Raw genomic sequence first — 20,557 nt, forward strand, 5'->3', positions numbered from 1 at the left:
AATGCACAATTATTATCCGATTCTCTGGGTCGGCGCGATCATCGGCGTGATTTCCACCCTGCTGATTGTGGCCGCGTTTGTAGTGAAAGATGGAGAAAAAGAAACCGGCTTTGAGCGGAACATGAAAGACAGTGAAATCATGCAGCGTCTGATGGATTACGCAAAGCCGTTTTACCGCCAGTTTATCGTTGTTGGTTTTCTGATGCTGTTTTCGATCGCGTACGATATCATTTCGCCGCTGATCGTCGGCAAAATTGAGGAGCTCGTCGTTGGAAAATTCGCGCTGAATACCCTGTTTCTGTGGGTAGCGGGCTATGCGGCAATCCTTCTTGTCTCGATGGCGTGCACGTATTTCCAGGCCGTGATTCTGCAGAAGACGGGTCAGAAAATCATTTCCAATATGAGGGAGGATCTGTTCGTCCACATCGAGCGCCTTTCCCACGAGCAGTTAAATGAGATTCCGGTCGGAAAGCTTGTCACGAGAACGACAAACGATACGAACGCGATTTCGCTGATGTTCACCAACCTTCTGGTCAATCTTCTGAAGAACTTCTTCGTGATCATCGGTATTCTGATTGCGATGCTGTTTCTGAACTATGAGCTGACGCTGATGGTGCTCTGTTTCGTGCCGTTTATCGTGCTGTTCTCGATTATTTTCCGCAAATTCTCGCGAAGAGCACACCGGAAAGTAAAAGACTGTACTACGGACATCAACACGTATCTGTCGGAGAACCTTTCCGGTATGAAAATCACACAGATCTTCAACCGCGAGGATGCCAAGATGCGCGAGTTTACCGACAAGAGCAACGCACTCGGCCGCGCACAGCAGGAGCAGATTTTCGTGTTTGGTATTTTCCGTCCGCTCGTCTACATGCTGTATATCAGCTCCGTGCTCTGCCTTTTGTATTTAGGCGGCAAGGGCTATCTGGAGGGAACGTCGTTCCTCGGCCAGACGCTTACCAGCGGTATGATCGTCAGCTTTTACATGTATATTTCAAAATTCTTCAACCCGATCCAGAACCTGGCGGAGCAGTTCAACTGGCTGCAGTCCGCATTTGCATCCGCCGAGAAAGTATTCTCGATTCTGGATCTCGAGCCAAAAATGCAGGATGCGCCGGATGCGATCGAGCTTACCGACATCAGGGGCGAAATTGAGTTCCGCGATGTATGGTTTTCCTATATCCCGGGCGAGTGGGTGTTAAAAGGCGTTTCGTTCCACGTCAACCCGAAAGAGACAATCGCATTTGTGGGTTCCACCGGTTCCGGAAAATCGACGATTCTTTCCCTGATCTGCCGGAACTACGAGTTCCAGAAGGGTGAGATTCTGATCGACGGCATCGACATCCGAAAGATCAAGATCGATTCCCTGCGGAAAAAATTCGGCCAGATGCTGCAGGATGTCTTCCTGTTCTCGGGAACGATCCGCAGCAACATTATTCTCCGCGAGGAGGGGATTTCCGATGAGGAGATCATGGACGTCTGCCATTACGTGAATGCTGACCAGTTTATCAACAAGCTGGATCACGGCCTCGACGAGCCGGTGCGGGAGAGAGGAAACAACTTCTCCGCCGGACAGCGCCAGCTTCTCTCGTTTGCGCGTACCATTATCCATAAGCCTTCGGTCATGATCCTTGACGAGGCGACGGCGAACATCGACACCGAAACCGAGCTTCTGATCCAGGATTCCATGGAAAAGATGAAGAATATCGGAACGATGCTGATCGTAGCGCACCGTCTTTCGACGATCCAGCATGCGGATGAGATTATCGTACTGTCCCACGGAAAAATCGTGGAGCATGGAACGCATCAGGAGCTTTTAGCAGCGCAGGGAAGATATTACCAGCTCTACACGCTGCAGTACCACCGCGAGCAGAGTGAGAAACAGAGAGGAAGAAAGTAAGAAAATTTTAGAACAATAAAGACAATTTACAAAAAGGGAGAAATTTTGTTTGTGCAAAGTGACAAAATTTCTCCCTTTTTTACGGTGTATCATATTAAAATAATTTTATATCAATATAGTCATATGAAAAATATATGAGCATAATACGATATCCGTTTTTCCATCTCAAAAAGCGGGCGGTTATAATAAGGGAAGCAAAACGGCAGGCACCAAAAAGCCGGGCCGTCTGTTGAAAGAAAGGGAAAATGTATGGAAAAGAAAGCAAGCCTTGTAGGACGCCTGCTCTCGGAAAATCAGATGTCGGAAGCATTTATCAACAGTATGTTTCTGGCGCTGTCCGGCGGTTTTCAGGATGCCTACACGTACAATTGCAGAGATGAAGTATTCTCAAATGCCCAGACGGGAAACGTTGTGCTGATGAGCCAGAACTTTCTGGAAGGAAACTTTACGGCAGGCCTTCGGTATCTATTCCCGATCCTCTTTTTTGCGATGGGTGTATTTCTGGCAGAAAATTTCCAGGAGCATTACCGGTATGCAAAGAGGCTGCACTGGCGCAGGTACTTCTCGCGGCGGAAATTGTGATCCTTGCGATCGTCGGATTTATTCCGTCCTCTTATAATATGCTCGCGGCGATGCTCGTATCGTTTGCGTGCGCGATTCAGGTACAGACCTTCCGCAAGGTCGGCGGTTATTCGTATGCAAGCACCATGTGCATCGGAAACCTGCGAAGCGGAACCGCAGCGCTGTCCATGTATCTGCGGGATAAGAAAAAAGAACAGCTCCGTCAGGCCGGATACTATTTCGGCGTGATTCTGGCTTTCGCCATCGGCGCCGGAATCGGAGGCGTGTTCTCCATGCTGTATGGAATCCACGTAATCTGGATTTCCTGCGGACTTCTTCTGGTGAGCTTCCTTCTGATGTCACTGGAAAAGTACCGCTGAGAAATAAGAGAGAGTGAAGAAAGAAGGCTGAAAAAATGGAAGTATTTCTGGAGTGCTGTATGACACTATTCTTTTCAGCGGCCATGCTGCTGCTGATCGTCCGCCTGGCAAAGGGTGAGGAGAAAAACATGATGTTTGCGCGTGTGTTCTCCCTGGCGTCCAACGTCGGTTTCTGGATTGGAATCGTCCGCATCGCTGTGCTGAACCGGAGCGGATTTCTGATGTTCTTCTACATCACAGGCGCAATGCTTTCCTACACGGCGATGGTCTTTGCCATGCCGCATAAAAAAGAGCAGATTTCCAGACAGCAGGCATAAATAAAAAAGAGACCCTGTATACGGGAAGGATGGAGCAGCGATGTTCCGTCCGCCGGTACGCAGGGTCTTTTTCTGTTTCAAACAAAAGTTCATAAAATCTTATACGCGTTCCAGAAGCTCCCCGATCAGCTCTTTTGCCGCCGCGTTCTGGTGCTGCCGCGGGTTGATGATAAGACAGATTTCACGTTTGGGGGCCTCCTCGATGAGCGGAATCCGACAGACGGTACGGCTCTTTAAGGCATCGCGTGCCAGCTCCTCCGGATAAAATCCGATGCCGAGGTTATACTCGACCATAGGAAGAATCTGATCCGTCGTCGCCGCCTCCATATCGGGGTGGAAGGCGAGGCTGTGATTCAGAAAGTACTCGGCGTACAGCTCCCGCGTGCCGGTGTCTTTGGCAAGCGAGATAAAAGGATATTCTGACAATTCGCCGAGATGATGCGGCTCTGCGGAAAGGGATGCATATTTCGATCCGCCGATCAGAATTTCCTGGAATGGGAAAATCGGGATCTTGTGCAGCGGTTTGCGGATTTCCACCGGGCTTGTGACGACTGCGAAGTCGACCAGACCGTTTTCGAGCGCCTGGATGGCCTGCGGCGTCGAGTGGTTGGAGATGCGCAGGCGGACGTGCGGATAGCGGGTGTGGAAGTGCTCCAGGCGGGAGAGCAGCATCAGACGAAGTGCCGTCTCGCTCGCACCGATTGTGATAAGGCCGCTCTCAAGAGACCGCTCAAGAGCCAGCTCCTCCTCAACCGTGCGGAGCTGTTCGTAGGCAACGGCCACACGCTCATACACCTTTTCGCCCTCCGCTGTCAGTGTGACACCCTGGTGGGAACGGATAAAAAGTTTGCAGCCAAGCTCACTTTCCAGATTGTTCATGCACCGTGTGATGTTGGGCTGGTTGTTTTTCAGAATTTCCGCGGCTTTTGTAAAGCTGTGATATTGTGCTACGAAGTAAAAAATGCGATAATAATCATATGTAATCATAAAAACCTCCGAAGGATGAAGAAGAAAAAATCATCCATGATTGCTTCAATATAAAATACATGCGCCGGGTTGTCAAGGGATTTCTGAGGATGGTCCGGCCGGATTGTGCGGGGGATGGCAGAAGAGAAGTGGAAATTTTTTGAAAAAACACTTGCAAAATACCCGGACAGGGTATATAGTGTAGAAGAAAATAAGATACCCCATTAGGGTATGCGAAAAAGAAAAGCCAAAACTACAGAAAGGAAGACATACGATGGAACAGTACAATGTAACCGGTATGAGCTGCGCCGCCTGCCAGACCCGTGTCGAAAAAGCCGTGTCAAAGGTACCCGGTGTCACATCCTGCGCAGTCAGCCTTCTGACAAATTCCATGGGCGTGGAGGGAACGGCCTCCCCGGCAGAGATTATTGCCGCCGTGGAAAATGCAGGCTACGGTGCATCGAAAAAAGGCGAGAAGGGAAGCACATCACAGTCGGCTTCCACAGCAGAATACGAAGAGATGCTGAAAGACAAGGAAACACCGGTCATGAGACGCCGTCTGGTGAGTTCCGTTTTTCTTTTGATTCCGCTCATGTATTTCTCCATGGGCCATATGATGTGGGGATGGCCGCTGCCGAAATTCTTTGAAGGAAACCACATCGCAATGGGACTGGTACAGCTCCTGCTTACCGTTGCGGTCATGGTCATCAACCAGAAATTCTTTATCAGCGGTTTCAAGAGCCTCTGGCATAAAGCACCGAACATGGACACGCTGGTAGCGCTTGGTTCTACCGCATCGTTTGTATACAGCGTCTACGCCCTGTTTGCCATGACGGGAGCGCAGGTACAGGGGGACATGGATGCAGTCATGAGCTATATGCATGAATTTTACTTCGAGTCCGCAGCCATGATTCTGACCCTGATTACCGTCGGAAAAATGCTGGAGTCGATTTCCAAAGGAAAAACGACCGATGCGTTAAAGAGTCTGATGAAGCTGGCTCCGAAGACCGCTGTTCTCTTAAGAGACGGAAAAGAAGTGGAAGTCGGCATTGATCAGGTGAAAAAGGGCGATCATTTCATCGTCCGCCCGGGCGAAAATATTCCGGTGGACGGCGTTGTCCTGGAGGGAACGAGTGCCGTCAACGAATCCGCGCTGACTGGCGAGAGTGTTCCGGTGGATAAAGAGGCCGGCGACCGCGTATCGGCGGCGACCTTAAACCAGTCCGGTTTCCTGACCTGTGAGGCGACGAGAGTCGGAGAAGACACAACACTCTCCCAGATCATTCAGATGGTCAGCGATGCGGCAGCGACAAAAGCGCCGATCGCCGAAGTGGCCGATAAAGTTTCCGGTATTTTTGTGCCGGCCGTTATCTGCATTGCACTTGCTACAATTGTGATCTGGCTGTTTGCAGGAGAGAGCGTCGGCTTTGCTCTTGCAAGAGGTATTTCCGTTCTCGTTATCAGCTGCCCATGTGCGCTCGGCCTTGCAACACCGGTTGCGATCATGGTCGGAAACGGAATGGGAGCAAAACACGGAACGATGTTCAAAACCGCAGTTTCTCTCGAGGAGACAGGAAAAACACAGATCGTTGCACTCGATAAGACTGGAACCATCACAAGCGGAGAGCCGCAGGTAACCGATCTTGTCCCGGCGGACGGTGTAAGTGAGGAGGAGCTTTTAAAAGGTGCCTTTGCACTGGAGCACAAAAGTGAGCATCCGCTGGCCCGTGCGATTCTTGCACTTGCAGAGGAAAAAGGCCTGGCCCGCGAAGAAGTCAGTGATTTCTCTGCGCTTCCTGGAAACGGCCTTGTGGCAAAACGGAACGGAAAAGAGCTCTGCGGAGGCAACCGCGCACTGATTACGAAAAAAGCGGTTCTCTCGAAACAGATGGAAGAGCAGGCAGCAAAACTTTCCGAAGAAGGAAAGACACCGCTGTTCTTCAGTGAAGACGGAAAGATGCTCGGTATGATCGCGGTTGCGGATGTCATCAAAGAGGACAGCCCGCGTGCGGTGAAAGAGCTGCAGAATATGGGAATCCGTGTCGTGATGCTGACCGGAGACAATGAGCGCACCGCGCGTGCCATCGGCGCACAGGCAGGTGTGGACGAAGTCATCGCAGGCGTTCTGCCGGATGGAAAAGAAGCGGTCATCAGCCGCCTGAAAGAAAAAGGAAAAGTAGCGATGGTAGGAGACGGCATCAACGATGCACCGGCTCTGACCAGTGCGGATATCGGTATTGCCATCGGAGCAGGAACCGATATCGCGATCGATGCGGCAGACGTTGTCCTGATGAAGAGCCGCCTCTCCGATGTACCGGCAGCGATCCGCTTAAGCCGTGCGACCCTCAGGAACATTCACGAGAATTTGTTCTGGGCCTCATTTACAATATCATCGGTATTCCGCTGGCTGCGGGCGTATGGATCCCGCTGTTCGGCTGGAAGCTGAACCCGATGTTCGGTGCGGCGGCGATGAGCCTTTCGAGCTTCTGCGTTGTGACAAACGCCCTGCGTCTGAATCTGTTTCGGATGCATGACGCGTCAAAAGATAAAAGAATCAAAAACGAAATTCAAAAGGAGGATCTGAACATGACAACAGAACAGGGAATGGTAAAAACCATGACAATCGAGGGCATGATGTGCGGCCACTGCGAGGCAAGAGTGAAGAAAACACTTGAGGCAATCGAGGGTGTTGCATCCGCAGAAGTAAGCCATGAAAAAGGAACAGCCGTTGTAACACTGACAGCTCCGGTATCAGACAATGTGCTGAAAACAGCCGTAGAGGCACAGGATTACACCGTAAAAGGAATCCAGTAAAACAGGAAACATTGAGAAAAGGGAAACGCGCCTGGAATGAAAATTTCCGGGCGCGTTTCCTTTTTTTACCAGATATAGCAAAAATATTGCAATTTGTTCGGAATTTTCGTGACAAAAGGACAAAAATCCGTTAGGATAGAGAAAAAGAAGAGCAAAAACAAAAGGGTTTTTAGGATCAGGAGGTTTTTACATTATGACAGAGTACAGACTTGCAAAGCCGGAAGAGTGGGAGGACTGCATCGAACTTGCAAACTACGTGTTCAGCATGGCACACCGTCCGCACGACTTTGAGCAGTTAATCCCAAGGGTTTATCAGGCAGGACCGGAAATGGCACGGATCCACCGCGTCGCTGTTGCGGAAAACGGCAGACTCCGGGCCGAGATTGCGGTGCTTCCGCAGCAAATGGCAGCAGGGGGTAAGCTGCTCCGCGCAGGATATGTAGGAAGCGTTTCCGTGCATCCAAAGGCAAGGGGCGAAGGCCACATGAAGCGTCTTCTTGGCGACTGGATTACGGATCTGGAAGGAACGTGTGATCTTCTGGCACTGGACGGTCAGAGACAGCGGTATGCCTACTTTGGCTTTACGCCGGGAAGTGAAAAATACACGTTTTACCTGGATGTGGCAAATGTGCGCCATACCTGGAAAAACGGGGAACTCTCCGCTTACACCTTTGCGCCGCTGTTTCCGGAAAACGGCGAAGCGGACGAAGAGGCGGCAGCCTTTGCAAAGAAGCTGAATGAGGAAAAACCGCTTTACGTGGTAAGAGAGGATGTGAAAGCCTGCCTGAAAACGTTCGGCGAGCAGGCAATTGCAATCTGGAAAAACGGTGAGCGGATCGGATATCTGGCACTTTGCGGCGGAAACCAGGTTGTGGAAGCAGAAGTGCTGGAGGAACAGGATTTCGTTCCTGCACTTGCCGCTTATTTAAAAGAAAATGCGCTTGACTCTCTTTTCATTTCCATTCCGGTGTATGAGACCGGAAAAGCAGCAGCGTTATCGGAAGTCTGCGAAAGCTTCACAAAAGAGCGCTGCGGTTCCGCGATGTACCGTATTTTCCAATTTGCAGACGTCATCGAGGCAATGCTGACCATGAAAGCAGAGACGATGGGCATCAGTGATGGAACGTGGTTCGCCGTACTGGAGGGACAGCCGCTGACCGTGACGGTAAAAGATGGAACTGTGACCGTGACACGGGAAGCCCATCCGGGGGCAGATGTACTCAACCGGGAGCAGGCGCAGGAACTGCTTCTTTCACCGCTGGCAAGTAAGGGAAGCAAGGTTCCATCTGAAATCTGGAAGAACATTCCATCCGACTGGTTCCCGCTTCCGCTGTACTGTGCGACGGCAGACGAATTTTAGGCAATGACTGTTGGGAGGCAGAGAAATATGAACGAGACAGAGAAACGAGACAGAAGAGACGAAAAAGAAGAAATCCGGTACCATGTGATTTTCTACGGCCAGGTGCAGGGCGTGGGGTTCCGTTACCGGGCGTATTATGCTGCCTACCAGCTCGGACTGACCGGCTGGGTGAGAAACTGCTGGGATGAGACGGTGGAGATGGAGGTGCAGGGTGATGAGGAGACGATCACGGAGATGATCAAAAGGATCCGCACCTCCAGCTACATCGAAATCACGGATGCAAAATGGACGAAGATTCCGCTGGAATCGGAATTCGGTTTTCATATCCGTTGATCAGGGCTGCTTTTTCTCTTTTTCCGGAATTTCGACAAGAATGATATCGTTGCCGATCTGGCAGATGCGGTCCCATGGGATCACAAAATCCTCGCCGTGGCAGAAAAAGCCGCAGAATTTCACAGGACCCGGAAGAACGAGTCCGGTAAGATGTCCCGTTTTTGGATTGAATTCCACATCAATCGGACAGCCGAGCGTTTTGCAGGTACAGATATTGATAACTTCTTTCTGGCGGAGATCTACAACGCGCATGCGGTGCTCCTTTTTACAGATTCCTATGGAAAAACATATGCGAAAATGTTGCTGCAGTTGACTTGAATTTCACGGAAAAATGCGTATACTGTAAAAGTAGAAAACTTTCCGAAATACTTATTTAGAAACGAGGACGAAAGATATGAGATGTCCATTTTGTAATCAGGATAATACCCGGGTTGTGGATTCACGCCCGATTGAAGACAGCAATGCGATCCGCCGCCGCCGGATGTGCGATGTCTGCGGCAGACGCTTTACGACATACGAAAAAGTGGAGACGATCCCTTTGATCGTCATCAAAAAAGATATGAACCGCGAGCAGTATGACCGCTCGAAAATCGAGACCGGCATCCTGCGCGCCTGCCACAAACGGCCGGTGTCCGCCGAGAAGATCAACGAGATGGTCAACAAGGTGGAGACGGAGCTTTTCAACGGCGAGGAACGCGAGATTCCAAGCTCTGTGATCGGAGAGAAGGTCATGCATTACTTAAAAGACCTGGATCAGGTGGCGTACGTCCGTTTTGCGTCGATTTACCGCGAGTTCAAGGATGTCAACACGTTCATGGACGAGCTGAAAAAGATGCTCGACAAATAGCGGGAGGCAAAAAAATGGAAGTGTCGAACTATATTAAAATGCGCGATCAGATGCAGGAGCGCTTTCTGACGTACGATCAGAAGGAGATCGAAGGGAAGTATGGCTTTGCCTTTGATGACGATTATTTCTATGTGCCGTACCTTTTTGAGGAGTGGAGAGTGAACCGCCATACCGGCGTTGTAGAGGGCTCAAAAGACCATTTTCTTCATGTGCACCAGGGCAGTTTCAATGAGACACTGACGATTTTCGACCTGCTCTGCTGCGGAAAGAAGGAGATTGTGCTCGCCGGCACGTATGCGCGCACCAATTCCTTAAAGGGAACGATCAAAGGCCGCACGATTGCGTCCGGCGTTCACGACAGCCGCGCCGCACGGTATGACGGGCATGTGGAACAGCTGAAAAAAGCATGCGTTTCCCTTAGCGGAAAACCATATTCCCCGGGAGACGCTGCTTTTGTTTTTCATGTCTTTCCGTTTCTGCCGCTCGTCTTCCAGTTCTGGGAGTCCGATGAGGAATTCCCGCCGGTGCTGAAGTTTATGTGGGATGAAAACGTCCTCGATTATCTGCGGTTTGAGACGCTGTATTACGTGATGGGAGACTTCCTGGACGCACTGGATCAAGCCTTCGATGCATGTAAAACAGAAGCCTGATACCTTTTGTGAGACAAAATCTTACGAAAATTTTCCGAATGTTTATAAAAATTTCAGTATACGAATCCCCTGGTTTAATGCTATAATGAGTGAAAGTAAGTAAAAAGAGAGAAGAGAAAGGGGAATGCATATGGCTTTTAGCATGAAAGTAACACCGGAAATAGAGGAACTGACAAACATCTGTCTGGATAACTCCAAAATGGATGTTTCGCTGTATGGGCAATACGATGTAAAACGCGGACTGCGCGATATCAACGGCGTTGGCGTCCTTGCGGGACTGACACAGATTTCAAACGTTGTGTCTTCGGATATCATTGACGGCGTCAAAACGCCGTGTGACGGACGTCTGTACTACCGCGGCATCAACGTGGAAAAACTGACCCAGGGCTTTTTAAGTGAAAACCGTATGGGATTCGAAGAAGTTGCGTATCTGCTCTTATTTGGAAATCTGCCGAATGAAGAGCAGCTCAATCATTTTAAGACAATCTTAAAACAGCAGCAGTCCCTGCCGAAGAACTTTGTGCGTGACGTTGTTATGAAAGCGCCGACCAAGGACATGATGAACACTCTGTCCCGAAGCGTTCTGACCCTGTACGCGTACGACAACCACGCAGATGATACCTCCCTTCCGAATGTGCTTCGCCAGTGCATTAACCTGATTTCTGTTTTCCCGATGCTGTCCGTCTATGGCTATCAGGCGTACAACCATTATATCAAGGGAAAAAGTTTATATATCCACAACCCGTCGAAGAAGCTTTCGACTGCAGAAAATATTCTTCTGATGCTCCGACCGGATCAGAAGTACACTCCGCTGGAGGCGAAGATCCTCGATCTTGCCCTCGTTCTCCACATGGAGCACGGCGGCGGTAACAACTCGACCTTTACAACACATGTTGTTTCTTCTTCCGGAACCGATACGTACTCCGCAATTGCAGCGGCGCTCGGCTCCTTAAAGGGACCGAAGCACGGCGGTGCAAACATCAAGGTTGTGCGGATGTTCGACGATATGAAGTCACACGTCAAAGACTGGACGGATGAGGAAGAAGTATCGAATTACTTAAGAAAGCTGCTGCACAAAGAGGCGTTCGACCAGAAAGGTCTGATTTACGGTATGGGCCATGCGGTTTACTCCATTTCCGACCCGCGTGCGCGCATCTTTAAGAGCTTCGTTGAGCAGCTGGCAAAAGAAAAACACAGAGAGAAAGATTACCGGCTGTACGCTATGGTCGAGGAACTGGCTCCGAAGATCATCGGCGAGGAGCGCCATATTTACAAAGGTGTATCCGCAAACGTCGACTTCTACAGCGGCTTCGTTTACAGCATGCTGGATCTTCCGCTGGAGCTCTACACCCCGATGTTCGCCTGCGCGCGTATCGTCGGCTGGAGTGCACACCGGATGGAGGAACTGATCAACACCGACAAGATCATCCGCCCGGCGTACAAGAGTGTCAAAGATGAAGTGGACTATGTTCCGCTGGAAAACAGATAAAACAGGCAGAAGGGCCGGAGCGTGTCGGGATTTTCCGATCTGCTCCGGCATTGCTCTGTGCAGGAAGTAATGTGTCATTGTGAAAAATAGGAGAGTGCAGGAGAATGAATGAGACAAAAAATTACAGCATAACAAAATCCGGAGCAGTCATACTGGAAGGAGGGGCCAATCGCGGCGTCTTTACAGCAGGAGCGCTGGACTTTCTGATGGAGCAGGAGTATTATATCCCTCATGTGATTGGCGTTTCCGCCGGAGCCTGCAATGCGCTGGACTATGTATCGCGCCAGATTGGCAGAACGAGGGACTGTATGATTGTCACGGATGAGAAAAACCGCTACGTCAATAAGAATATCAAGACAATCGTTGAGAAAAAAGCACTGCTCGACATGGATATGGTGTTCGAACGGTATCCGTATGAGATTTTTCCATTTGATTTTGATACGTATTTTGCATCGCCGCAGACGTGTGAGCTGGTTGTGACAAACTGTGAGACGGGACGCGCGGAATATCTGGATGACCGCGAAAATAAAGAACGTCTGCTTGCAATTGGCCGTGCATCATCGAGCATGCCGATCGCCTGCCCGATGGTGGAGATCGACGGAAACGAGTACGTCGACGGCGGTGTTGCCGATTCGATCCCGATTATCCGTTCCTTAAAGACGGGACACCGAAAAAATGTCATTATTCTGACACGGAATTTCGGTTACCGAAAAAAAGAGGGAACGAGAGGCTGGGAGCTGTATGTGGCGGCATTCCGCAAATACCCGAATCTCGTGCGTGCGCTTGTAAACCGCGCGAAACATTATAACCAGGTGCTCGAATGCATCGAAAAATGGGAAGAAGAAGGCTCCGTCTTTGTGATCCGCCCGGAGATACCGGCGGTATCGCGTCTCGAAAAGGACGAGGAGAAGCTGCGGGAATTTTACCAGCACGGCTATGACCAGATGAAAGCAAATTTTGAGGCTCTGCAGGAGTTTCTGAAAGAAGAATAAAGTTACTGTATAAACGAAAAGAGGATTGGAGAAAGAAGATGAGTGGAAAAAACCAGAAGAACCGGGGAACTATACTGATGCGGATGTTTTACCCGGACCGGAGAGAAAAAAGTGCCTATACGATCGATTACGCGGATCTGTACCGGAAAGGATACCGGGGCGTGATTTTTGATATCGATAATACGCTTGTTCCGCACGGTGCGCCGGCAACGAAGGAGGCGGCTGCGTTCTTTGCGTCTCTTCGGGAGACTGGTTTTTCCACCTGTCTGCTTTCCAACAATCAGAAACCGCGTGTGGCTCCGTTTGCCGATGCGGTCGGTTCTATCTATATCGAAAATGCGCACAAGCCTTCGGTGAAAAACTACCAGGAGCATGCCGGAGAATGGGGATCAAAGAGGAGCAGGCGGTCTTTGTCGGGGATCAGCTTTTCACCGATGTGTACGGTGCAAAACGGACCGGACTTTACAATATTCTGACCGAGCCGATCAATCCGAAAGAGGAAATTCAGATCGTTCTGAAACGGTATCTGGAGCACATTGTACTGTTCTTTTATGAGCGTGATCTGGCCCGCGGCAGGATTACGAAAAAAAACAGTTGAAAAATCGGGAAAAATATTATATTATAAGATAAGCCTATGGTGCGCATTTGGCGCATCGTACTATGTTAAGGAGGAAAAATCAGAATGATTTCAGCAGGAGATTTTAGAAACGGCGTTACCCTCGAGATCGATGGTCAGGTCGTTCAGATTCTTGAATTTCAGCATGTAAAACCTGGTAAAGGAGCTGCATTCGTAAGAACAAAATTAAAAAATGTCATCAACGGTGGTGTGGTAGAGCGTACCTTCCGTCCGACTGAGAAATTCCCGCAGGCTCGTATCGAGCGTGTAGACATGCAGTATCTGTACAGCGATGGTGATTTATTCTACTTCATGAACGTAGAAAACTATGAGCAGATCGCTCTGAACGAAGAGACCATCGGAGATGCTCTGAAATTTGTAAAAGAAAACGAAATGGTTAAAGTATGTTCCTACAACGGAAATGTATTCGCAATCGAACCGCCTCTGTTTGTAGAACTTGAGATCACCGAGACTGAGCCAGGTTTCAAGGGAGATACCGCACAGGGTGCTTCCAAACCGGCTACCGTTGAGACTGGTGCTACCGTAAGCGTTCCGCTGTTCGTAAACCAGGGAGACAAAATCAAAATTGATACCAGAACAGGTGAATATCTGTCCCGTGTATAAGTAAGACTGTTCCCGCCGTTGTCCGTCACAACTTTCTTTGTGGCGGACACGGTTTTCTAAATAAATAGAATATTCGTCTGAAAAATGGCTGATAAAGGCTGTCGGAAGCAGCCCGGGCCCGTTTTTCTCATCGTTCGAAGTTCCGCGAACCAACGAATCTCTGGCATATACAGATCTGTACAGAGGTTTTTAAGTTGTGTTTTCCGGAGCTTTTTTGTTCCGTAAAGCAAAAATACAAAAAGCAATCAAACAGGAAAGGTGGGAAAAAATGGACTATCAGATGTTCAAAGAGCAGCTTGCCGCGCTGCTGAAAAGAAAAGCCGGCGATGATTTTGAGGTGAAGGTAGAATCGGTGCAGAAGCTGAACGGTATCGAAAAAGAGGCGTTTGTCATCAGCAGAAAGAAGGACTGGATTGCACCGACGATCTACGTGGAGCTTCTGTATGAATGCTGTCTGCAGGGCGTGCCGCTTTCTCAGATTGCAGAAAAGGTACTGGAGCAGTACCGGAAAGTGGAAGCGGAGGCGAGAAGACCGGAGAAAGCTGCCTTTTTTACCAACTGGAAAAATGCTGCGCCGCAGATCTACTGCGAGCTCATTCATGCGGAGAAAAACCGTACGCTGCTCTCCGAAGTTCCGCACAGAAAATTTCTCGATCTCGCGGTCGTGTACTATTACCAGATGCGGGGAAACCGCGTGCCGGATGCGACAATTCTGATCCACGAGACGCACCGGGAGCTGTGGGGAATTTCGGCGGAGGAGCTGGATGCCCGTGCCTGGGAGAACACCCTGCGGGATCTGCCGGTGCGCACAGACAGCCTTATGGTGTATTTGAAAGAGGAGTACGGAGTAACGTTTCCCCGGTTCGAGCTTGGTCCGCTGGCGGAACAGTTTTACCTGGTCAGCAACCGCAGAGGAAAGCTGGGTGCAATCTGCATGTGCTATCCCGGCGTGCTGGAGAGTCTTTCGCAGCGCTTTGAGGCAAGTCTTTATGTGATTCCGAGCAGTATCCACGAGTGCATGGTGATTCCGGATTATGATGTGTTCCCGGAGGAGTGTCTTTCCGACATGGTACGGGACGTGAATGAAAAGACGGTCAAGCCGCAGGAGATTCTGTCGGATCACGTTTATTATTACCACCGGGAAAGCGGGGAACTGACGCTGTGTGAGGAAGAAACGTAAGCTGTGTGGCAGAATAGTCTGCGAATAATTTAAGAAAAAAATGGGCGGCTGGGTGGGAAAAATACTTTACAATTGCAGGAGTCTGTGGTAAACTATCATAGTGTGGTTGAGAAAACAGATCACATCAGCGTCTGTAGCTCAGGGGATAGAGCAACGGTTTCCGGTACCGTGTGTCGGGGGTTCGAATCCCTCCAGACGCGTTTTTGCTACATGGCATGCTGCGGCGGGCAGGACCGGCGCAGGACAAGGAAAGCCCCTGCTTCGGTGTGAAGTAGAGGTTTTTTTGTTTACTGAGCATATCAATAACTGATCCGGCGGATCAGTTTTGATGAAGGAGGAAAAATATGGCAAAACCAATGACAACAAAAGATAAAATCCGGGAATGGATTTCCGATAATCTGCGCTACATGCTTCTGATCGGAGCAATTCTCCTGATTGTGGCAGCGGTTCTTCTCATCGTTCATCTGGTATCACCAAAAAACGATGGAAAATCGAGCGGCGGAACCGTAACAAGCAGCAGCACCGGAAACAATGTGCCGGATAAAAAGACACAGGTAAAAGCAGACAGCAAAGCAGATTCTGAGGACAGCACAGGCATTTCATCGGACGTTTCGGATTCCGCGAATGATTCCAGTGCAGATGCTTCCAGTACCGATACCGCCAGCGCGCCGGATGCAGAGGCTGAGCCGACAAGTGAGCCGGAAGCGGCAGACGATACCGGTAATACAGAGAATACCGATAATACGGCTGTCTCCTTTGCCGCGGACAATGTCCCGGAAGTAAGCACCGTGCTGGAGCAGTATTACACCGCGCTCGGTGCAAGGGATATCAACGGTCTTTTTGCAGTAACAGATAATCTGACCGCGGAGGAGCAGGCGCAGATTGAGGCAGAAAGCGACGTGGAGTCATACGGAGATGTAAAGGCTTACACGATCAGCGGTCCAAGCGACGGAACGTACATCACGTTTGTCAGCAGCAGATGCAAATATCTGGGAATCAACCAGACCCTGCCGATGCTTTCGGAGTATTATCTCTACACGAAAGAAGACGGCAGCCTGAAAATCATGGATGATACCGACAGCGATGCGGCCGTAACCGAGGCTATGAAAGCGGCGCTCGAAAACGAAGAAGTCAAAAATCTGATCGAACAGGTTCAGAACGATTATCAGAATGCACTCGATGCAGATGCTTCCCTGAGAGCATATGTAGAGAGCATTCAGTAGGAACAATAGAATAATACAAAACAAAAAAAGCAGTTTCTGGTTTTTATGAAACTGCTTTTTTGGAAGGATAAAACCATGCGCTTAAACAAATACTTAAGTGATGCGGGCGTCTGCTCGCGGCGGGAGGCGGACCGTCTGACAGAAGCGGGCGAGATTACTATAAACGGAAAACGCGCGGAAACCGGCATGCAGGTGGAGTCTGGCGACGTTGTTGTCGTGAAAGGCAAAACCGTTGTCCCGGAGGAGAAAAAAGTCTATCTCGCCTTCAACAAACCGCGCGGCATCGTCTGTACTGCGGAAAAACGGGAGAAAAACAACGTCATCGATTATCTGTCCTACCCGGTGCGGATTTACCCGGTGGGAAGACTCGATAAAGATTCCGAGGCCTCCTTCTGATGACGAACGACGGTGCGATCGTAAATGGTATCATGCGTGCCAGAAACCGCCATGAAAAAGAATACCAGGTCGAGGTAAACAAAGAGATTACACCGGAATTTCTGAAAAAAATGGCATCCGGCGTGCCGATTCTCGATACCGTGACGCGCCCGTGCCGGATCCGGAAAACGGGAGAGCGCAGCTTTACGATTATTCTGACGCAAGGGCTGAACCGTCAGATCCGGCGGATGTGCGAAGCATTAGGATATCGTGTCACAAAGCTGAAACGTGTGCGGATCATGAATATTCACTTGAAAGACCTGAAAACAGGGGAGTACCGCCCTTTAACGGAAAAAGAATTAGCAGAACTGAAAAAGCAGATCGGGGAGGAAAAGCGATGAACGAGACAGAACGGATGAAGGAACTGGTCAAAAAGCTGAACGAAGCGGCAAAAGCCTATTACCAGGAAGACCGGGAGATCATGAGCAACCTGGAGTACGACACGCTGTATGACGAACTGCAGGTATTAGAGGAAAAAACAGGCGTAACACTCGCCGGAAGCCCGACCACAAAAGTCGGCTACGAGGCGATGGACGAACTGCCGAAAGAAGCGCACGAGTCGCCGATGCTTTCCCTTGATAAAACGAAAGATGTGGAAGTGCTCCGCAGCTTCATCGGGGATCACAAAACGCTGCTATCCTGGAAGATGGACGGTCTGACCGTCGTTCTGACGTACCGCGGCGGTACCCTCGCAAAGGCCGTCACCCGTGGAAACGGCGTGATCGGAGAGGTTGTCACGAACAATGCAAAAGTGTTTGAAAATATTCCCTTAAAAATCCCGTACCAGGGAGAGCTGGTTCTGCGCGGCGAGGCGATCATCCGCTATTCCGATTTTGAGAAGATCAACGAGGAGATCGAGGATGTCGATGCGAAATACAAGAATCCGAGGAACCTCTGCAGCGGTTCTGTGCGCCAGCTGAACAATGAGATTACGGCAAAACGCCACGTTCATTTTATGGCATTTGCGCTTGTGAGCGCTCCGGAACAGGATTTCGAAAATTCCAGAATCCGTCAGATGGAGTGGCTGAAAGAGCAGGGCTTCGAGGTGGTGGAATACAAGGCTGTCACCAAAGATAACCTCGACGAGGCGATGCAATATTTCTCCACGAAAATCGAGACAAACGATTTCCCGTCCGATGGCCTTGTCGCGTTGTATGACGATATCGCCTACGGAGAATCACTTGGCACAACCGCGAAATTCCCGCGGAACGCTTTCGCCTTCAAATGGGCGGATGAACAGAAGGAGACCACTCTGCTTGAAATTGAGTGGAGCCCGTCGAGAACCGGTCTCATCAATCCGGTTGCGGTTTTTGAGCCGGTCGAGCTGGAAGGAACTTCGGTTTCCCGCGCAAGCGTCCACAACATCAGTATCATGCGTTCGCTGGATCTCGGTGTGGGTGATAAAATCCTTGTCTACAAAGCAAACATGATCATTCCACAGATCTCAGAGAATCTGACGAGAAGCGGTGTGCGCGATATTCCGGAAACGTGTCCTGCCTGCGGCGGTGCCACCCGGATTCAGATGATGAACAATGTCGAGACCCTCTACTGTACGAATCCGGAGTGCCCGGCAAAATTCATGAAGGCATTCACCCTGTTTGTAAGCCGCGACGCGATGAACATCGACGGCATGTCGGAGGCAACGCTCGAAAAATTCGTGGGCCACGGCTTCATCCGTGAGTTTGCCGATATTTTCCGTCTCGACCGCTACCGCGACGAGATTGTGGAGATGGACGGTTTCGGTGAAAAATCATACCAGAATCTGATCGACAGCATCGAGCGCGCGAAAAACACAACGCTGCCCCGTCTGATTTTCGGACTTGGCATCTTAAATATCGGTCTTGCAAACGCGAGAATGATCTGCAAAGCCTTCGATTTCGATCTCGACCGGATCCGGAATGCATCGGCGGAGGATTTCGCGCAGATCGACGGTGTCGGAGAAGTGATTGCAAAAAGCATCGTGGATTACTTTGCGGATGAGGAAAATAAAGAACGCCTTGAGCGCCTTCTGTCGTATCTGACGATTGAGAAGCCGCAGGCAAGCCAGGAAGAACAGAAATTAGCCGGTCTTACCTTCGTCATCACCGGAAGTGTGGAACATTTCCCGAACCGGAATGCATTAAAGGCAAGAATCGAGGAGCTCGGCGGAAAAGCCACCGGAAGTGTAACGGGAAAGACGAGCTATCTGATCAACAACGACACGACATCCAGTTCCTCCAAAAACCGGAAAGCGCGCGAACTCGGCGTGCCGGTGATCTCAGAAGAGGAATTTCTGAAGATGACAGAAGAATAACGAAATATCTGCAAAGGCGGTTTGCATCCCGCGCGGAATCTGCTATAATCGGAAGCAGACGGCAGAAATTCCTGCCGGAAAAAGCAAACCGCCTGTCTGCGCAGAGAAAAGCGCGGCAGATCAAGAAGAATAGAAACGAGGAAAAAGAATATGCCGGTTAAAGTTCAGGCAGATTTACCTGTAAAAGAAATACTCGAAAGCGAAAATATATTCGTCATGGACGAGACAAGAGCGGTTCATCAGACATCCGTCCGCTGAAGATTATGATCCTGAATCTGATGCCGCTCAAAGAAGATACCGAGCTGCAGCTTCTGCGCTCCCTTTCCAACACCTCCCTGCAGGTTGATGTCACCTTTCTGATGGTGGCAAGCCACGAGGCGAAAAATACATCGACCAGCCATCTGAACACGTTCTATGTGAAATTTGAGGATGTGCGGAAAAATTATTACGACGGTATGATCATCACGGTGCACCGGTCGAGCAGATGGAATTTGAAGAAGTTGACTACTGGGATGAACTGACAAAGATCATGGACTGGACGAACACACACGTTACCTCCACGATGTTCCTCTGCTGGGGAGCCCAGGCGAGTCTGTATCATTTCTACGGACTGAAGAAACGGATGCTTCCGGAGAAGAAATTCGGGCTGTTCTGGCACAAAGTCAACAACCGCAAGATCCCGCTTGTGCGAGGCTTCGATGACGAGTTTTTGGCACCGCATTCCCGCCACACAGAAGTACCGATCGACGATATCCGTGCCTGCAAAGATGTCACGATTCTCGCAGAGTCCGACGAAGCCGGATTCTATCTTGGCATGGCGGAAGAGGGAAGAAAGATTTTTGTGATGGGTCATCCGGAGTACGACCGTATGACGCTCGACGGCGAGTACCACCGCGATAAAGACAAAGGACTCCCGATTGAGATTCCGAAGAACTATTATAAAAACGACGATCCAAATACAAAACCAGTGCTTTTATGGCGGTCACATGCGAACAATCTGTACACGAACTGGCTGAACTACTATGTATACCAGGTGACCCCGTATAATCTTGACGGAACTCCGGATTTTTCGGGAAAATAAGAGAGAAAAAGCCCCCCGCACCGGGCGCACACCGGCTGCGGGGGGGTGCTGTAAAAATCTGCTATAAAAAACGGAAAGCTTTCCGGGCTTACCGTTTGAAATCAAATAATGTTTTCAGCGGAATTTCGAGTGCTTCCGCAATATCCATCAGCTTGTTTAGAGACAGAGAGGTATGACTGTTTGGCGCTTCGATGTTGCTAATATGTGTACGGCTGATCTGGACAGCTTCGGCAAGCTCACTTTGCGTTAATCCGCGTGCTCTGCGATAAAAAGCGATGGTAAGACCGAGGAGGCGCATCTCCTCCGTATGACGTTCTCCCATTGCTATGGCTCCTTTCTGAACAGAGTGATACAAAGACTTATATAATATTTATCTTAAACGATTAAATACCAAAAAGAAACAACTTTAAATTTTTATAATGCACATGTAAATTGTGCAAAATATAGAAATTATCCATCAGAATAATAGGAAAACAGGAAAAAGAGTTCTTTTGAC

Annotated in this window: 15 protein-coding genes, 1 tRNA gene and 5 pseudogenes; 18 read left to right on the top strand and 3 right to left on the bottom strand. The window is 49.8% G+C overall.

Annotated elements, in window-relative coordinates; translation table 11 throughout:
- The first annotated feature begins 1 nt into the window (after position 1).
- The 3 genes and pseudogenes from DXA55_RS10100 to DXA55_RS10110 all read left to right on the top strand — a co-directional run bounded on the left by DXA55_RS10100 (position 2) and on the right by DXA55_RS10110 (position 3,158).
- Positions 2 to 1,900 carry an ABC transporter ATP-binding protein gene (locus DXA55_RS10100; RefSeq protein ID WP_117814048.1) on the top strand — a complete coding sequence of 633 codons (1,899 nt, stop codon included), beginning with the start codon at positions 2 to 4 and terminating at the stop codon, positions 1,898 to 1,900.
- A 321-nt stretch (positions 1,901 to 2,221) separates the two neighbouring features.
- A pseudogene (locus DXA55_RS10105) lies at positions 2,222 to 2,841 on the top strand (YoaK family protein).
- Between the two features lie 35 nt (positions 2,842 to 2,876).
- Positions 2,877 to 3,158 (top strand): hypothetical protein, encoded by a 282-nt coding sequence (locus DXA55_RS10110; RefSeq protein ID WP_055218286.1) that lies wholly within the window; start codon positions 2,877 to 2,879, stop codon positions 3,156 to 3,158.
- 99 nt (positions 3,159 to 3,257) lie between these two features.
- Here the strand turns inward: DXA55_RS10110 and DXA55_RS10115 are convergent, their stop codons facing one another.
- Positions 3,258 to 4,145 carry a LysR family transcriptional regulator gene (locus tag DXA55_RS10115; protein WP_055228469.1) on the bottom strand — a complete coding sequence of 296 codons (888 nt, stop codon included), beginning with the start codon at positions 4,143 to 4,145 and terminating at the stop codon, positions 3,258 to 3,260.
- 253 nt (positions 4,146 to 4,398) lie between these two features.
- Between DXA55_RS10115 and DXA55_RS10120 the strand changes: the two are divergent.
- The 3 genes and pseudogenes from DXA55_RS10120 to DXA55_RS10130 all read left to right on the top strand — a co-directional run bounded on the left by DXA55_RS10120 (position 4,399) and on the right by DXA55_RS10130 (position 8,631).
- A pseudogene (locus DXA55_RS10120) lies at positions 4,399 to 6,938 on the top strand (heavy metal translocating P-type ATPase).
- Positions 6,939 to 7,131: 193 nt separating this feature from the next.
- A complete protein-coding gene (locus DXA55_RS10125; protein WP_055267068.1) occupies positions 7,132 to 8,298 on the top strand; it encodes a GNAT family N-acetyltransferase in 1,167 nt (388 codons plus the stop codon).
- A 27-nt stretch (positions 8,299 to 8,325) separates the two neighbouring features.
- Positions 8,326 to 8,631 (top strand): acylphosphatase, encoded by a 306-nt coding sequence (locus DXA55_RS10130; RefSeq protein WP_055218278.1) that lies wholly within the window; start codon positions 8,326 to 8,328, stop codon positions 8,629 to 8,631.
- On the opposite strand, the gene DXA55_RS10135 is transcribed toward DXA55_RS10130, so the two are convergent.
- Positions 8,632 to 8,883: a YlmC/YmxH family sporulation protein gene (locus tag DXA55_RS10135; RefSeq protein ID WP_022462511.1), complete on the bottom strand. Its 252-nt coding sequence runs from the start codon at positions 8,881 to 8,883 to the stop codon at positions 8,632 to 8,634.
- Positions 8,884 to 9,025: 142 nt separating this feature from the next.
- On the opposite strand from DXA55_RS10135, the gene nrdR reads away from it, so the two are divergent.
- The 12 genes and pseudogenes from nrdR (at position 9,026) to metA (ending at position 20,061) form a co-directional block, all read left to right on the top strand.
- Positions 9,026 to 9,478 (top strand): transcriptional regulator NrdR, encoded by a 453-nt coding sequence (gene nrdR / locus DXA55_RS10140; protein WP_022462512.1) that lies wholly within the window; start codon positions 9,026 to 9,028, stop codon positions 9,476 to 9,478.
- A gap of 14 nt (positions 9,479 to 9,492) precedes the next feature.
- Positions 9,493 to 10,128 (top strand): DUF3786 domain-containing protein, encoded by a 636-nt coding sequence (locus DXA55_RS10145; protein WP_055218276.1) that lies wholly within the window; start codon positions 9,493 to 9,495, stop codon positions 10,126 to 10,128.
- A gap of 130 nt (positions 10,129 to 10,258) precedes the next feature.
- Complete coding sequence (locus DXA55_RS10150) at positions 10,259 to 11,617, top strand: citrate/2-methylcitrate synthase (RefSeq protein WP_055218390.1); 1,359 nt, start codon at positions 10,259 to 10,261, stop codon at positions 11,615 to 11,617.
- 104 nt (positions 11,618 to 11,721) lie between these two features.
- Positions 11,722 to 12,609, top strand: a complete 888-nt coding sequence (locus DXA55_RS10155) for a patatin-like phospholipase family protein (RefSeq protein WP_055218274.1) — start codon at positions 11,722 to 11,724, stop codon at positions 12,607 to 12,609.
- A gap of 74 nt (positions 12,610 to 12,683) precedes the next feature.
- A pseudogene (locus DXA55_RS10160) lies at positions 12,684 to 13,207 on the top strand (YqeG family HAD IIIA-type phosphatase).
- 84 nt (positions 13,208 to 13,291) lie between these two features.
- The gene (efp, locus tag DXA55_RS10165; protein ID WP_022462517.1) at positions 13,292 to 13,849 is read left to right on the top strand and encodes an elongation factor P; all 558 of its coding nucleotides are present in this window, start codon (positions 13,292 to 13,294) and stop codon (positions 13,847 to 13,849) included.
- A 268-nt stretch (positions 13,850 to 14,117) separates the two neighbouring features.
- The gene (locus tag DXA55_RS10170; RefSeq protein WP_147342012.1) at positions 14,118 to 15,029 is read left to right on the top strand and encodes a DUF5688 family protein; all 912 of its coding nucleotides are present in this window, start codon (positions 14,118 to 14,120) and stop codon (positions 15,027 to 15,029) included.
- Between the two features lie 127 nt (positions 15,030 to 15,156).
- Positions 15,157 to 15,229, top strand: a tRNA-Arg gene (locus DXA55_RS10175).
- 144 nt (positions 15,230 to 15,373) lie between these two features.
- Complete coding sequence (locus DXA55_RS10180) at positions 15,374 to 16,252, top strand: hypothetical protein (RefSeq protein WP_117760413.1); 879 nt, start codon at positions 15,374 to 15,376, stop codon at positions 16,250 to 16,252.
- A 45-nt stretch (positions 16,253 to 16,297) separates the two neighbouring features.
- Positions 16,298 to 17,028 (top strand): annotated as a pseudogene (locus tag DXA55_RS19300) (pseudouridine synthase).
- A complete protein-coding gene (gene ligA / locus DXA55_RS10190; RefSeq protein ID WP_117800830.1) occupies positions 17,025 to 18,980 on the top strand; it encodes an NAD-dependent DNA ligase LigA in 1,956 nt (651 codons plus the stop codon). The pseudogene DXA55_RS19300 and the gene ligA overlap by 4 nt, the downstream one beginning before the upstream one ends.
- 150 nt (positions 18,981 to 19,130) lie before the next feature.
- Positions 19,131 to 20,061, top strand: a pseudogene (gene metA, locus DXA55_RS10195) (homoserine O-acetyltransferase MetA).
- 88 nt (positions 20,062 to 20,149) lie between these two features.
- Here metA and DXA55_RS10200 read toward each other — a convergent pair.
- Complete coding sequence (locus DXA55_RS10200) at positions 20,150 to 20,383, bottom strand: helix-turn-helix domain-containing protein (protein WP_117814052.1); 234 nt, start codon at positions 20,381 to 20,383, stop codon at positions 20,150 to 20,152.
- Positions 20,384 to 20,557 lie beyond the last annotated feature (174 nt).

It is taken from the genome of Blautia sp. OF03-13 (genome assembly GCF_003460685.1).
GTDB classification, from domain to species: Bacteria; Bacillota; Clostridia; order Lachnospirales; family Lachnospiraceae; genus Fusicatenibacter; species Fusicatenibacter saccharivorans.